Origin of the sequence: Collinsella aerofaciens (assembly GCF_028207065.1) — a bacterium.
GTDB classification, from domain to species: domain Bacteria; phylum Actinomycetota; class Coriobacteriia; order Coriobacteriales; family Coriobacteriaceae; genus Collinsella; species Collinsella aerofaciens_AR.
Genome location: NZ_JAQLFP010000003.1, coordinates 85,655 through 99,481 on the forward strand (window position 1 = coordinate 85,655; position 13,827 = coordinate 99,481).

Consider the following 13,827-nt stretch of genomic DNA (forward strand, 5'->3'; position numbering starts at 1 on the left):
ACATGACTAGTCGTTAAAGAACGTCCCCAAGAGCTAGTTGTTTGGGACAGTCTTTGCTGGTGGAGCGTCGGGATGGCTCGTAAAGCCGAGCAGGTTAGTTGAGCTTCAGGGCCTTCTGAATGGGCAGATAGAGGGCGCCGACCAGGATGGCGTTAAAGACGGCGGTCATGGCGACGACGGGCAGCATGGCTGCGGCGAGCTCGCCCACCACGCCGAGCATGGCCATTTTGATAACCATGAAGATGACGCCCGAGACGAAGGTGGTCACGAACGTTGCGACAACGGCGACGGCGGGCTTGACCTGACCGCCCTTAGCAGCGGCGTTGACAATGGCGGCCATGAGCATGGCGGCGATACCCTCGGCGGCAAAATCGACAAACGGCGAGGTGGTGGTGATCTGGATCACGGCGGCCGAGATGAGGCCGATGACGAGCGCCTGGCCAATGTTGGGGCGAATGACCAGGATGGTGAGGCAGAAGGCCGAGATGATGAACTCGGGGCTGATCATGCCGCCCGAGATGCCCGAGATGGCCTTGCCGACGGTGAAGTTGAGGATGAAGCCGGCGGCAAGCAGGATGGCGAGCAGGACAAGGGCACGGATATCGAGCTTACCGCGGTCGGCGGTCTGGACGGTACGGGGCTGGGCGGCGGTGGTGTTCTGAGACATGGTGAAAGTCCTTTCAAAAAGGGGAGTGCAAGAAAAAACGGAGGCGCGTGATGCGAATGCGATCGGGCTCGAGATAGAAAAAGGCCCCCGGTCGAAACCGGAGGCCTTCCAATCACCTAGAGCGCAAAAACAGGCGTGAGGGACTCACCGTCGACCGATCGTATTCGCATCACGCCACCACCAGTTGTTGAGAGACGTCATCGCGTTCTTCATGTCGGTGGCTCCTTTCGTGATGCCATGGCGCGGTAGCACCTGATTGCTGTTGCGCTGCACTATAGCACAGTGCAATATGCGCGGGGAAATCTTTTTTGAAAAGATTTCAGGCGGGTTTCCCGCCGGTGTTTCCCGCCGGTCAAATGACGGACAAGGAGGGCAAGACTGCTCGCGCTGTCTTGCCCTCCTTTAGAACGTGAGAGTCTTAGGCCTTCTTGCGACGATAGATCACGTAGGCGCAGACACAGATGATGACGACGGCGCCAACGGCCATGGCGGCCATGTTGTTGCCCTCGGACTTCTCCTCGGTGACCTCTTTCTCTTCGGCCTCGGGCTCGGCCACGTCCTCATCGGAAAGGGCCTCGTCGGCGTAGGTGATGGACTCGACCAGGCAGTCGTTGTCAGCATCGTAGTCACTCGGGACGAACTCCTCGGAGAAATCGCCCTCCTGGAGGTAGTCGCGCATCTCCTCGAGCATGGCCTTGCACTTAACATAGGTGTTCTTGGTTGCAGCCTTGCCGGCCTTGTTGGCCAGGGCGGTGCGGGCTTCGGTGCCTTCTTCGGCCTGCATGGCCTCGTCGACGGTCAGGTTCTGCTCGATGAGTTCCTTCTGCAGGGCGTCGAGATAGGCGCGGACGCCGGCGGCGCAGTGGTCGCGGTTCTCATAGGCGAGCGTGTTGATGTCCATGAGGACGTAGTTGATGGAGTTCTTGGGCTCCTCGTTGTTCACGACGTCTTCCTCTTCGCAGTGATCGAAGGAGACATCCTGATCGCTGAAGTAGGGGCTGACCTCGGTGAGCAGTGCGGAATAGAGGGGGATGGCGACGGAGAACTCGGCGTTGGATAGCATCTCCCACTGGATGGTCGCGATCTCGGGGTCCATGCCGTGACGGATCTGGAAGGTGTGGATTTCGGTGTTGCGGTTGGAGCCGATGGCATAGGCGCCGTCGGTGTTGGCGTTGAGGCCGGCGACATTCTCGCCGCGAGCGGCGAAGGAACGAATCATCTCAAAGGTGTTCCAGTCGGACTTGCCGGGCGTAAAGAACAGCGGCTGCATTTCGTGGACCAGGGCGCCGGTCGTCGCGCGAGCGTCTTCGCGCTCGTCCTTGACGATCTCGTAGTCGGTGCCCTCAGCAAGCGGAGCCATGAAGTAATCGCGGCCCTGGATATAGCGCGACCACTGGTGCATGCCGGCCTCGCCAATCTCCTCGCCGTAGGTCTTGGCGACGTCGAACTTGCCGTCGGTGTACTCGGCAAAGCCCTTCTCCTTAGGCATAGACTCGATGCCCTCGGAGTGGAGGCAGTTCTCGGTGTCGTCGAGGTCGACGTCATAGGTGAGGTTGCCGATGTTGGGGTTGAGCGAGGCGATATCGTCAGTGAGCCTCATGGCGATCCACTGATGGCCGGAAAGCGCTGCAAACAACCAGGTCTCGTTGTTGTCGGCAATGATGATCTGGTCGTTGGAGCAGACGCCCTGCTCGTCAATCAGGCTGCCGAGGAGCTCGACACCCTCGCGGGCCGTGGCACTCTCGCCCAGAATGACGCTGGCGTAGTTGTATTCGCCAATGCCAGTCTCCTCGGTGATGGGGTCGGCCTCTTCGGCCTTCTCGTTATAGGAGGTGCTCAACGTGGCAGAGCAGGAGACGCCCTTCTCGTTGATGCCTGCCTCGGAATATGCGTCGTAGCGATCTTCCCACTGCGAGGGGTTGTCGCGAACGAAGGTGTAGCGGTAGGTTGCGCCCTTGGACTTGTACTCAAAACCGGACTCGACCGAGGTGTACTCGTTGCCGTCCTTGTGTGCGGGCTCAATGCCAAAGTGCTTGATGTAGCGCGGACCGAAGTCCTCGGAACGGCCGTAGTACGTGTTGCCGTCTGCCGTGAGCTTGCTGCCCATGTAGATCTGGGTGCAGGCGAGTGCCGAAGTCGGCATGGCCATGATAGCCGCTGCTCCAAACGCAAGGCCGCAGCCGAGCTTCTTGAGCGTGTTGACAGGATGAGTAAACCTCATAATCCCTCCCAACTGTTGAAACCCCGCGAAACCGTACGGAGTTTCAGCTAATAAATACATCTACTAGCCTAAAGGAAGTGTAAAGAGTATTCACTCGACAACAGCCTTTGCTCGATGAGCGTGAAGAAATATACGATGAACGGATAATAATACTCATTTTATGGCTTTAGTTAAATAAAGGCACCCTGCATTTACTGTAGCTGAATAAAGCATTAGACGGCGGTCAAAAAGAAAACTCTCCCGCTGTTTAGGATTTGCATAAACAGCGGGAGAGTCGATAACTGGATGAATATCATACCAATGTGGATTTACTTCTTTCGGCGGTGAATCACGTTGATGGCGTAACCGACGAGCATGGCCAAGACGATGACAATAAAGCCGATCAGGGGATTGTCGTTCATAGGGTCCTCCTATTTTCCGAGCGGGGAGAATTCGTCGACGATGAGGTCGAGGCATTGCGGAAGCGCGCGGGCTCCAAAGACGCCCGAATTGCTGGAGATAATCTCGCCATCGAACTGCATGCCCAGTGACGGGGTGCAGGTGATCTTGGCTTCCTTGGTCTGGATGATCTTGAACTGTGGGCGCCCGAGTACCTTACCGGCGGGGTCAAGCGCAGCGGTGATCACAGTAGGCAGCAGCTGAACGGTGCGCACGGGTTCGATGACCGCAATATCGACCATGCCATCGTTCATGCGGCAGTCGGGGAACAGGTTGATGTCGTTTTGAATGACCGAGGTATTGCCCGCCATGCAGCAGATGCCGTCGAGCTCCTCGACAATGCCGTCGTGCTCAATGGTAAAGTGCGCCACCGTGGGGTTGGGCGTGGCGAGAGCGGAGAGGAAGTAGGCGATCTCGCCGATGTCGTTTTTGGTGGGAGCGGCCTTCATCATGATCTCGGCGTCGAAGCCCGAGCCGGCGATGATGATAAAGCCGTGGCGCTTCTCTCTGCCGTTCTCGTCGAGCCAAAAGAGCTCGCCCATGTCCACTTTGACCGTGCGACCGGCGCGGCAAGCCTTGGCAAGCGCCGCCGCCTCAGGGGCATTGCCGATGTTGTTGAAGAACAGGCAGGCCGTGCCGGAGGGGAAGACGAGCGTGGGGACGCCGCATCCGCGCATCTGGTCGAGCACGTTGGAGACGGTGCCGTCGCCGCCCGAAATCACCACGCGATCAAACTCGCGCACGTCTGCCACGGCGTCCTCGGGTTCCATGCCATCGCCGATAAAACGCATCACGACCTCGTCGCCGCCCTGCGCGAGGGCGTGCGTGAATGCGTAGATTTCATCTGAGCTGGGGCCCGATGCCGGGTTGTGGATGATAAGGCAGCGCATACTTACGTTCCCGTTCTGTGACTAACCGAGTATAGTTGTAAGACAATGCCGTTATCCTACCCGTGTTTTTCGGGCCTAACCTTATTCGATGGGTTGATATGTACATTTCCACACATCAGGCTCTACTCGACTTTTGCCAGCGCGCCCGTGAGTTTGACGCGATTGCCGTCGATACCGAGTTTTTGCGCGAGCGCACGTTCCATCCGCGCCTGTGTTTGGTTCAGATTGCCACCCCTGCCGAGAGCGTCGCGGTCGACCCTCTGGTGATCGACGACCTGTCGCCGCTGGCCGAGCTTATGGCCGACGAGAGCGTGACCAAAGTCTTCCACGCCTGCTCGCAGGATATGGAGGTTATGCTCCATACCGTGGGCGTGCTGCCGCGTCCGATTTTTGACACGCAGGTGGCCGCCGCCTTTTTGGGCGAACGCCAGCAGATTTCCTACGGCGCGCTCGTGCAGACGTTTTGCGGCGTCTCGCTGCCCAAGACCGAGTCGCTGACCGACTGGTCGCGTCGCCCGCTGACCGACAAACAGATCGAGTACGCGATCGATGACGTCAAGTACCTGATCGTCGCCTATACCGAGATGATGAGCCGCCTGCGCGAGCTGGGCCGCGTGGACTGGGTGCTCGACGAGCTGCGCCCGCTGGCTGACGAGTCGCACTATCGCGCCGATCGCCACGAGGCGTTCCGTAAGGTCAAACGCATCAATTCGTGCAGCCGTCACCAGTTGGGCATCGCGCGCGAGCTCGCCGCCTGGCGCGAGGACCGCGCCGAGCGCCGTAACATCCCGCGCAAGTGGGTCATGTCCGACGACACGCTGCTTGCGCTCGTTAAGCGCAATCCCGTGCGCGTTGAGGAGTTCCGTAGCATTCGCGGTACCGACCAGTTGGGGGAGCGCGATGTGGACGGCGCGCTCATGGCCATCAAGCGCGGCGCGAGCTGCCCGCACGATCGCCTGCCGCTCATGGTGCGCGGGCACCGTCAGATCTCGCCGGAGCTGGAGAGCGTGACGGACCTGATGTATGCGCTCATCCGCCTGGTTGCCGAACGCTCGGGAGTGGCGACCTCGGTTATTGCCTCGCGCGATGACCTGGCCGACTACATTGAGCATCCCGAGCAGAGCCCCCTGCGTGAAGGCTGGCGTTTTGAGCTTGTGGGTTCGCGCCTGGACGATCTGCTTTCCGGCAATATGGGGCTCACCGTGAAGGACGGAAAGATTGAGTTGTTATAGGTATATAGTTACGCGGTTTTACCAAACCGCGTAACAGCTCGACGCTGCAAACGGCCGAGAGCGAGCAATCTGACGTTCAATCGTCGCTCGCGTACCAAAGTACGCGTCGCTTCTCTTTCACGTCACCTTGCTCGCTCTCGGCCGTTTTCGCTGACATTGCCAAAACATCGATGTTGATTTGCCTGCTGGGCGAGTGGGTAGAATGCCTCCAACGTGTAACTCGATTCGGAGGAATTCGCATGCCCTATTACTATGGATACGGCTTTGGTATCGACCCGCTGTACCTGCTGGTTGTTCTTGTCTGCACGGTGCTTGGCCTTGCCGCGCAGAGCTATATCAATTCGACGTACAAGACGTGGTCCAAGGTTCGCTCGGACGGCGACACGGGCGCCACGGTCGCTCGCCGCATGCTCGACGCCAACGGCTGCAATGCCGTGGGTATCAAGGGCGTCGCTGGTGAGCTTACCGACCACTACAACCCGCAGGACAACAATCTGTATCTGTCGGATTCCAACCGTTCGGGCGGCTCGGTCGCAAGCGTTGCTGTCGCTTGTCACGAGGCAGGCCATGCCGCGCAGCGTCAAAGCGGCTATGCCATGATGAAGGTACGCACCGCCCTCGTGCCGGTCGTCAACTTTACCCAGAACACTTGGACCATCGTGCTGCTCATGGGCCTGTTTATGAACATCGCGGGACTCACGACCCTCGCACTGATCTTCTTCTCGTTTAGCGTGCTGTTCCAACTGGTTACGCTACCGGTCGAGATTGATGCTAGCCGGCGCGCCGTGGCGTATATTGAGCAGTCGGGTATGAGCTCCAAGCAGGTCAACGGTGCCAAGAAGGTGCTGACGGCCGCCGCGCTTACCTATGTGGCTGCGGCGTTCACCTCGATTATTCAGCTGCTCTATCTTATGGCTCGCTACAACAGAAACTCCAACCGATAACAAATTGGGTCGCTGGGCGCCGCGGGAATTTGTGTCCCCGCGGCGCTGTACTATGTGTTGGACTTGAATTTGCGCAGGGCCAGAGCCTTTGTGCACGATGACGAAAGGAGGCTGCGTGGCAGGCTGGAATCTAACCGGCAATAGCGTTTCCGCCGAGTTCGACGGTTCGGACGAGCAAGAGCGTAAAGAGCTCAGCGTGAGCCAGGCGGTAGAGATCGCCGCCGGTGCGCTCGATGCTATTCCGCAACTGACCGTCCTGGGCGAGGTCACGGGTTTCCGTGGTCCCAATGCCCGAAGCGGCCACTGCTACTTCCAGATTAAAGACGACTCGGCCGCCGTCGACTGCATCATCTGGAAGGGCGCCTATCTCAAGCGTACCTTCGATCTGCGTGACGGCATGCAGGTGAGCTTTAAGGGCAGCTTCAATCTCTATAAGGCCACGGGCCGCATGAGCTTTGTCGCTCGCTCGTTTTCGCTGGCGGGGGAGGGTCTGCTGCGTCAACAGGTGGCGCAGTTGGCCGAAAAGCTACGCCGCGAGGGACTGATGGACGAGTCCCGCAAACGCCGCATCCCGGTGTTTTGCTCACGCGTGGCGGTCGTCACCTCGCTTTCCGGTGCGGTAATCGACGACGTCAAGCGTACGCTGCGCCGTCGCAACCCGCTCGTCGAGCTTGTCTGCGTGGGCGCCAAGGTTCAAGGCGAGGGTGCGCCGGCCGAGCTCATTGATGGCTTGCGCCGCGCCGCTTCCATTACGCCGGCGCCCGACTGTATTTTGCTGGTGCGCGGCGGCGGCTCCTTTGAGGACCTCATGACCTTTAATGACGAGGAGCTTGCCCGCGCGGTGGCGGCTTGTCCTGTGCCCGTGGTGACCGGCATTGGCCATGAGCCCGATACCTCGATTTGCGACATGGTGAGCGACCGACGCGCCTCCACGCCCACGGCGGCGGCAGAATCGGTGGCGCCGGCTATGACGGAGTTGGCCGATGTGCTCGAGGCGCGCCATCAGCGTCTGGGTGCCGCGATGGCATCGATGATTGGGTCGGCCCAGGTCGACCTGGAGATGCTCGATCAGCGCGGTCGCCGTGCCTGGGATACCTATACGGCTCGCTTGGGTGATGCGCTCGATGCCGCTGCGTGTCGCCCGTGCCTCAACGACCCCACATTTATGGTCGAGCGTCGCGAATCGGAGCTTGCGCTGACTGCCGATCGCCTGTCGGGCGCCATAGTACGCTCGGTCGGGACATTCCGCTCCAACTTTGAGCGCTTGCCCGAGCGTCTGATTACAAGCACCTCGGGGCTCGATGGTAAGCGCCATGCGCTCACGCTTGCGAGTTCCCGCCTAGAGCATCAAGGGCGCACGATGCTCAGCAAGCCAGCGTCCGACCTGAGCCGTGCGGCAGCGTCGCTCGATGCCCTGTCGCCGCTCAAAGTGCTTGCTCGCGGCTATTCCATCGCGTACAGCGATGATGGTGTGGCTACGAGTGCCAAGACCTTTAAGCCTGGCGACGCCATTCGCGTGCGCATGGCAGACGGCAACGTGGCAGCAACGGTCGATACGGTCGAGTAGACCGCGTTTCGCAGTGATAGACCCTTAGGAAAGGAAACAGATATGGCAGAGAAGACCCCGGTCGAGCAGCTTACGTACAAGCAGGCCTCGCAGGAGCTGGAGCTCATCATCCGCAGCCTGGAGTCGGGCGATATGGAGCTTGAGGAGTCGCTCGAGAGCTACACCCGCGGCGTCGAGCTCCTCAAAAGCCTGCGCACCCGCCTGTCCGATGCCGAGCAGAAGGTCTCGGTGCTCCTTAAGGACGTCGACGGCAACGATGTGCTCGCCGACGGCGAGGCCGCCAACACCGATGATAACCTTTCGTTCTAAGCATCTCGACCAAATATAATTACCTTGGTCTGTAAGAAAGGAACCAGCTATGTGCGATTGCATCTTCTGTAAAATTGCCAACCACGAGATCCCCTCGACCGTTGTCTATGAGGACGACCAGGTCATCGCCTTCGACGACCTCAACCCGCAGGCGCCGGTCCACACGCTCGTGATCCCTAAGAAGCACTACAGCGACATCGCCGACAACGTACCCGCCGAGACCATGGGCGCCATAGCTCACGCCATCCAGGAGGTCGCCAAGGCCAAGGGTCTGGAGGACGGTTTCCGCGTCATCTCCAACAAGGGCGTCAACGCCGGCCAGACCGTCATGCACTTCCACATGCACGTCCTCGGCGGCAAAAACCTGGGCGAGAACCTCATCTGAGGGCGCTTGGCCCGTCGACTTGGCTGCCTTTGGAGTAATCTATGCAGCTTTCTCAACTCGAATACCTTCAAGCGGTAGCGAACTATGGCGGCGTGCGCAAAGCAGCCCGCGCCGTTCATGTGAGTCCGCAGGCCGTTTCGTCGGCAATCAAAAAGCTGGAATCTGAGTATCAGATTGTTTTGCTCGACCGATCGGCGGGGGAGGCTGTTTTGTCTCCGGCGGGCAGAGAATTTGCGCGTCGTGCGCGCGTGATCCTGGCACAAGTCGACGATCTCAAAAAGTACGCTCAATCGAGGGGCGACGGCGTTTCGCCCGATGGCCACTTTCGTCTTTACGCCCCCTGCCTTCATGGGCGGGGGCGCCTTTTTGCCGAAAGCTGGTATGACTCGTTTGAACGCTCGCACCCTCAGATTCACCTTGATGTGTGGCATCAGCCAACGGCTACATGCTTTGAATCACTTGTGCTTGGCATTTCGGATGCGGCTATCTCATTCGAGGAACCACGGGACAGCGTCCTTTCTTCAAAATATTTGGGTGAAAAGGAGCTCAAGGTTCTTTCATGCCCAGCGGGTCATCAATCTGTGGGCGCCATGACCATTCGCGAGTTACTGGGCGGCAGGCTCGCTGTTCCCATTAATTTGTCGCCCTGTCTCAATGCAATCAATCAATGTCCCGAAGCCCAGCTCGTCAATTTTCGCTTCCGTGATGTTGAATACGGAAACAGGGCGCAGACTGAGTTTCTTCAAGCCGGGGGATTGATATTGAGTTTTTCTGGCTCTTCTCTCGCATCAGATGTATTGGAAGTGAGCGAGTGCTCCATTGAAGGTTCGCGTGACGTAGCCTTGCCCATCTACTTTTGCTATCGACAAAATGCCTGGACTGATCGACACCAGACGGTTTTTCTGCACCTATTGCGTCATCTTGCTTCGTGAGATTAATTGGCTTCGAGGCATCAAGTGATTATTGACGCCTTGTAACACATAGCTGACAGCTTTGCCCTCATGCTTTTCCAAGATTCCGATTTAGATTGCTGACTCTTGGAGGGTGGAGCATGAAAAACCGTACGGTTTTGCTTTATATGACGTTCGTTTTTCTGTCGAACTTCAGCACCATTTTGTATTTTCTGACGGTTTACCTTGAATTTGTCGGATTCTCGATGGTGGCGATTTCTAGCATGATGATTGCATACCAAGTGAGCAAGTTCATCCTTGAAGTTCCCACTGGCTATATTGCTGATAGGTTTGGACGAAAGACAAGTGGTCTCGTTGGCGTCGTGGGAATGCTTGGATACTATGTCGCCCTGCTTCTCGTCCGTTCTCCTCTGCTTTTAATCGGTGCGTTCGCTCTCAAGGGTTTTGCCGTTGCATGTGTGAGCGGATCTATAGAAGCGATTTACATTGACAGCGTCTCTCAGGACCAGCTCGTAAGACTTAATGTCGTTGAGCGATTTGTTTTCTATGCCTCTTATGCCATCTCCGCTTGCGTGGGCGGTTTCATTTCGTCCGTCGGTGCATATCTCATTGGTCTTTCGGCAGATATCATCGCAATGGTGTTGACGTTGGTTGTCGTTGTCTGCATTCCTGAAATGCGAAGAGGGGGCACTGCGACGACACCTGAACATGGGATTAGCCCGAAGATGATCGGTGCCGCTATTGCGGGTAATGGCATTCTTCGTTCAGCGTTCATCATGGACTGTTCTCAGGCATTTGCTTTTGTCGCCCTGGAAGACTTTTTCTCACTGCTGCTTGCGGGTCGCGGAATGAATGCCGTCGCTTCGGGTGTGACCATTGCGGTCCAGCTCCTTGCCTCGGCCTCCATGGGACTTATTGTGCCCTGTGCGATTGCTCATGTCGACAAGGGCCGCTTTGCGCGTATTTGCGGCATCGTGCGCCTTTTCCTGACAGCTTTGTTTTTGATTCCCCTTACTCCGGCTAATTTGCTGCCCGTGTTCTATGTGCTGCAGACGGTTGCGTACTCGTTATTTGCTCCAATTAAATACTCAATTTTTCAAAAGGCAGCCGATTCTTCGATGCGCTGTTCACTGATTTCGGTTCAAAGCCAGATGGTGGCGGTGGGTGCCGTTCTTTTCTATCTGCTCAACGCTGTGTTGAGTAGCGTTGCGGGCATTCGAGTCGTATTGCTTGTCGCGCTCGGGATTTCTTCCCTTGTGTATATCCCCGCGCTATTTCGTCTTACACGCCAAAGGTCATGAGTATTTGGGCACCGATAACTTATATATCAACGCAATAAACCCGAGCGCGAGGGCGTTTGGGTTTATTATTGAAGCGTATGTAACCTGGCGGCGCCACACCGCCTGTTAGTAGGGAGACACATGAACGTTCTGGTCGTCAACGCAGGATCTTCGACCCTTAAGTATCAGGTCATCGATACCAAGTCCCACAAGGTGTCCGCAAAGGGCTCCTGCGAGCGCGTCTGTTTTACCGGCGGCACCTTCACCCACGCTGCCAACGGCTCCAAGAAGGTGACCGAGAACATCGAGTTCCCCGACCACAAGGTCGCCATCGAGGTCGTCCTGAAGGACCTCGAGGCCAACGGCGTCAAGATCGAGGGTATCGGCCACCGTATCGTTCAGGGCGGTTGGTACTTCGGTGATTCCTCCCTCGTCGACGAGGACGTCCTCGCCAAGATCCGCGAGGTTGCTCCGCTCGCCCCGCTGCACAATAACCCCGAGGCCAACGTTATCGAGTACTGCCTGGAGCAGTATCCCGACCTGCCCAACGTCACGGTCTATGACACCGCTTTCCACTTCAACATGCCCGAGGTCGCCAAGACTTACGCTCTGCCCAAGGATGTTTGCGACAAGCTGCACATTCGTAAGTACGGCGCCCACGGCACCAGCTACCGCTACATCTCCAAGAAGGTCGCCGAGATGACCAACGGCGGGGCCCGCAAGGTCGTCGTGTGCCACATCGGTTCCGGTGCCTCCCTGTGCGCCATCGAGGACGGCAAGTGCATGGACACCACCATGGGTCTCACCCCGCTTGACGGCGTCATGATGGGCACCCGCTGTGGCTCCATCGACCCGGCTACCGTGTGCTACCTGCAGCGCGAGGGCGGCTACACCTTCGACGAGGTTGACGAGATGATGAACAAGAAGTCCGGCCTTTTGGCTGTGACCGGTGGCAAGACCAACGACTGCCGCAATGTCGAGGAGCTCGCTGCCGCTGGCGACCCCGAGGCTCAGCTCGCCTTCGATATGTTCGTCTACAAGATTGCCGCCAAGGCTGCCGAGATGGCCACTTCTATGTGCGGTATGGACACCCTGGTCTTTACCGCCGGCATCGGCGAGCACGCTCCGGCCGTCCGCGCCGGCGTTGCCGACCGCCTGGCCTTTATGGGCGTCAAGATGGATCATGCCCGCAACGCCCTGCGTGGTGACGGCGCTTGGTGCCTGTCTGCCAAGGATTCCAAGGTCAAGATTTTCGTCATCCCCACGGACGAGGAGTTCATGATCGCTTCCGACGTCGAGCGCATCGTCAACGGCAAGTAATTGCAAGAGGGGAGGGGCTGGACGACCGAGCGCCGTTCAGCCCCTCTTTCGTCTCGTTGAGCGATATGCCTGATAGCTATTTATCAAGTTGTGATAACTTCTTATTAACATGCGGCCGCCTTAAGGGGTCTGCGCCGACCGTATCGCACTGCAAAGGAGTCTCATGAACGTACTTGTTGTCAACGCCGGCAGCTCGAGCCTTAAATATCAGCTTTTGGATACCGATACCCGCGAGGTTTTCGCCAAGGGCAACTGCGAGCGTATCGGCTCGGACATGGGCATCTTTGGCCACTCCGAGAACGGTGGTGCCAAGCAGACCGAGGAGATTCCTTTTCCCGATCATCGCTGCGCCATTGCGCGCGTGCTCGAGGAGCTCGAGAAGACCGACTTTACGATCGATGGCATTGGGCATCGTATCGTTCAGGGTGGCTGGTACTTTGATGATTCCGCGGTCGTCGACGACGAGGTCATGGCTAAGATTCTCGAGGTGGCACCGCTTGCCCCGCTGCACAACTACGGCGAGGCAGCGGCAATCGAGTATTGTCGCGAGAAGTATCCGGAGCTGCCCAACGTGGCTGTCTTCGATACTTCGTTTCACATGACTATGCCCGAGGTTGCGTACACCTACGCCCTGCCCAAGGACGTGTGCGACAAGTATCACGTGCGCAAGTACGGCGCCCACGGCACAAGCCACCGCTATGAGTGGATGATGGCCAAGGAGATCCTGGGCTCGCGCTGCCACCGCCTGCTCTCGTGCCATTTGGGCAACGGCGCCTCGCTTGCCGCCATCGAGGACGGTGTATGCCGCGATACCACGATGGGCCTCACGCCGCTCGACGGCCTGATGATGGGCACCCGTTGTGGTTCCATTGACCCGGCTACCGTGTGCTACCTGCAGCGCGAGGGCGGCTACAGCTATCAGGAAGTCGATGACATGATGAACAAGCAGTCTGGTCTGCTTGCCATCTCGGGCATCTCCAACGACGCCCGTGACATCCGTACGCGCGCCTCCGAGGGCGACGAGCGCTGCCTGCTCGCCTTCGATATGTTCGCCTACAAGGCCATGCAGCAGGCCGGCTCCATGATCGCTTCAATGGCGGGCGTGGACACTATTACCTTTACCGCCGGCATCGGCGAGAATGACTGGTCGATCCGCAAGGCTTTCTGCGACTGCTTCGAGTGGCTGGGCGTGCGCATCGACAACAACAAGAACCGCGAGGCCGTGGGCAACGGTCCGCAGGTCATCAGCGCCGCCGGCTCTTCCGTCACGGTCATGGTCATCCCCACCGACGAGGAATACATGATCGCCCACGACGTCGAGCGCCTGACCGCGAACAACTAGCGCTCATTTGCAATTAAACGAAAGGCCTCCAGAGCAAACGGCTTCGGAGGCCTTTTTGTTGTCAGGGGGACGGCGGCCGCACTCCGCCTTTCGGATCCAAAGTGATCGATCCCAAACGCATGTGCTCTCAGCAACAGGACCCATTCATTCAGATCCTCAGCCCCAGCTCGTAGCCAAGCCGCCGTCCACTCCAGATGCTCTGAATGCTTCGTAGCAGTAGAAGGCCGTACGGGCTAACCCCTGAAAACATTCCGCACTGATATTGTCTGTATTGAAGACGTCGATGATGCGCCCGTATACCATTGACGTCGACACCATCAG

Annotated in this window: 12 protein-coding genes; 9 read left to right on the top strand and 3 right to left on the bottom strand. The window is 58.2% G+C overall.

Going from position 1 to position 13,827, the window contains the following annotated elements; genetic code table 11:
- Nucleotides 1-94: 94 nt before the first annotated feature.
- From PMX72_RS02020 to PMX72_RS02030, 3 genes are all read right to left on the bottom strand, one after another.
- Nucleotides 95-667 (bottom strand): hypothetical protein, encoded by a 573-nt coding sequence (locus PMX72_RS02020; protein WP_271729340.1) that lies wholly within the window; start codon nt 665-667, stop codon nt 95-97.
- Nucleotides 668-1,085: 418 nt separating this feature from the next.
- Nucleotides 1,086-2,888 carry a C69 family dipeptidase gene (locus PMX72_RS02025; RefSeq protein WP_271729339.1) on the bottom strand — a complete coding sequence of 601 codons (1,803 nt, stop codon included), beginning with the start codon at nt 2,886-2,888 and terminating at the stop codon, nt 1,086-1,088.
- Between the two features lie 410 nt (nt 2,889-3,298).
- Nucleotides 3,299-4,216: a diacylglycerol/lipid kinase family protein gene (locus tag PMX72_RS02030; RefSeq protein WP_117773928.1), complete on the bottom strand. Its 918-nt coding sequence runs from the start codon at nt 4,214-4,216 to the stop codon at nt 3,299-3,301.
- Between the two features lie 98 nt (nt 4,217-4,314).
- Here PMX72_RS02030 and rnd point away from each other — a divergent pair, with 98 nt between their 5' ends.
- From rnd to PMX72_RS02075, 9 genes are all read left to right on the top strand, one after another.
- A complete protein-coding gene (gene rnd / locus PMX72_RS02035) occupies nt 4,315-5,448 on the top strand; it encodes a ribonuclease D (protein ID WP_006234315.1) in 1,134 nt (377 codons plus the stop codon).
- Nucleotides 5,449-5,687: 239 nt separating this feature from the next.
- Entirely contained in the window at nt 5,688-6,392 is a 705-nt protein-coding gene (locus PMX72_RS02040; protein ID WP_271746123.1) for a zinc metallopeptidase, read from the top strand.
- A gap of 115 nt (nt 6,393-6,507) precedes the next feature.
- Nucleotides 6,508-7,959, top strand: coding sequence for an exodeoxyribonuclease VII large subunit (gene xseA, locus PMX72_RS02045; RefSeq protein ID WP_334203746.1), 1,452 nt, complete (start codon nt 6,508-6,510; stop codon nt 7,957-7,959).
- A 42-nt stretch (nt 7,960-8,001) separates the two neighbouring features.
- Complete coding sequence (xseB, locus tag PMX72_RS02050; protein WP_006234311.1) at nt 8,002-8,268, top strand: exodeoxyribonuclease VII small subunit; 267 nt, start codon at nt 8,002-8,004, stop codon at nt 8,266-8,268.
- 49 nt (nt 8,269-8,317) lie between these two features.
- Nucleotides 8,318-8,653, top strand: coding sequence for a histidine triad nucleotide-binding protein (locus tag PMX72_RS02055; protein ID WP_117564389.1), 336 nt, complete (start codon nt 8,318-8,320; stop codon nt 8,651-8,653).
- Between the two features lie 41 nt (nt 8,654-8,694).
- Complete coding sequence (locus PMX72_RS02060) at nt 8,695-9,585, top strand: LysR family transcriptional regulator (protein WP_117735757.1); 891 nt, start codon at nt 8,695-8,697, stop codon at nt 9,583-9,585.
- A gap of 119 nt (nt 9,586-9,704) precedes the next feature.
- Nucleotides 9,705-10,865: an MFS transporter gene (locus PMX72_RS02065; protein WP_271729338.1), complete on the top strand. Its 1,161-nt coding sequence runs from the start codon at nt 9,705-9,707 to the stop codon at nt 10,863-10,865.
- A gap of 120 nt (nt 10,866-10,985) precedes the next feature.
- Nucleotides 10,986-12,164, top strand: coding sequence for an acetate/propionate family kinase (locus PMX72_RS02070; protein ID WP_117583927.1), 1,179 nt, complete (start codon nt 10,986-10,988; stop codon nt 12,162-12,164).
- Between the two features lie 163 nt (nt 12,165-12,327).
- The gene (locus PMX72_RS02075) at nt 12,328-13,506 is read left to right on the top strand and encodes an acetate/propionate family kinase (RefSeq protein WP_271729337.1); all 1,179 of its coding nucleotides are present in this window, start codon (nt 12,328-12,330) and stop codon (nt 13,504-13,506) included.
- Nucleotides 13,507-13,827: the final 321 nt, after the last annotated feature.

Bases quoted from the DNA above. Each gene is read 5' to 3' on its own strand.
- PMX72_RS02065 (WP_271729338.1), top strand. From the start codon at position 9,705: ATGAAAAACCGTACGGTTTTGCTTTATATGACGTTCGTTTTTCTGTCG.
- rnd (WP_006234315.1), top strand. From the start codon at position 4,315: ATGTACATTTCCACACATCAGGCTCTACTCGACTTTTGCCAGCGCGCC.
- PMX72_RS02030 (WP_117773928.1), bottom strand. From the start codon at position 4,216: ATGCGCTGCCTTATCATCCACAACCCGGCATCGGGCCCCAGCTCAGAT.
- PMX72_RS02060 (WP_117735757.1), top strand. From the start codon at position 8,695: ATGCAGCTTTCTCAACTCGAATACCTTCAAGCGGTAGCGAACTATGGC.
- PMX72_RS02075 (WP_271729337.1), top strand. From the start codon at position 12,328: ATGAACGTACTTGTTGTCAACGCCGGCAGCTCGAGCCTTAAATATCAG.
- PMX72_RS02025 (WP_271729339.1), bottom strand. From the start codon at position 2,888: ATGAGGTTTACTCATCCTGTCAACACGCTCAAGAAGCTCGGCTGCGGC.
- PMX72_RS02020 (WP_271729340.1), bottom strand. From the start codon at position 667: ATGTCTCAGAACACCACCGCCGCCCAGCCCCGTACCGTCCAGACCGCC.
- PMX72_RS02070 (WP_117583927.1), top strand. From the start codon at position 10,986: ATGAACGTTCTGGTCGTCAACGCAGGATCTTCGACCCTTAAGTATCAG.
- PMX72_RS02055 (WP_117564389.1), top strand. From the start codon at position 8,318: ATGTGCGATTGCATCTTCTGTAAAATTGCCAACCACGAGATCCCCTCG.
- xseB (WP_006234311.1), top strand. From the start codon at position 8,002: ATGGCAGAGAAGACCCCGGTCGAGCAGCTTACGTACAAGCAGGCCTCG.
- PMX72_RS02040 (WP_271746123.1), top strand. From the start codon at position 5,688: ATGCCCTATTACTATGGATACGGCTTTGGTATCGACCCGCTGTACCTG.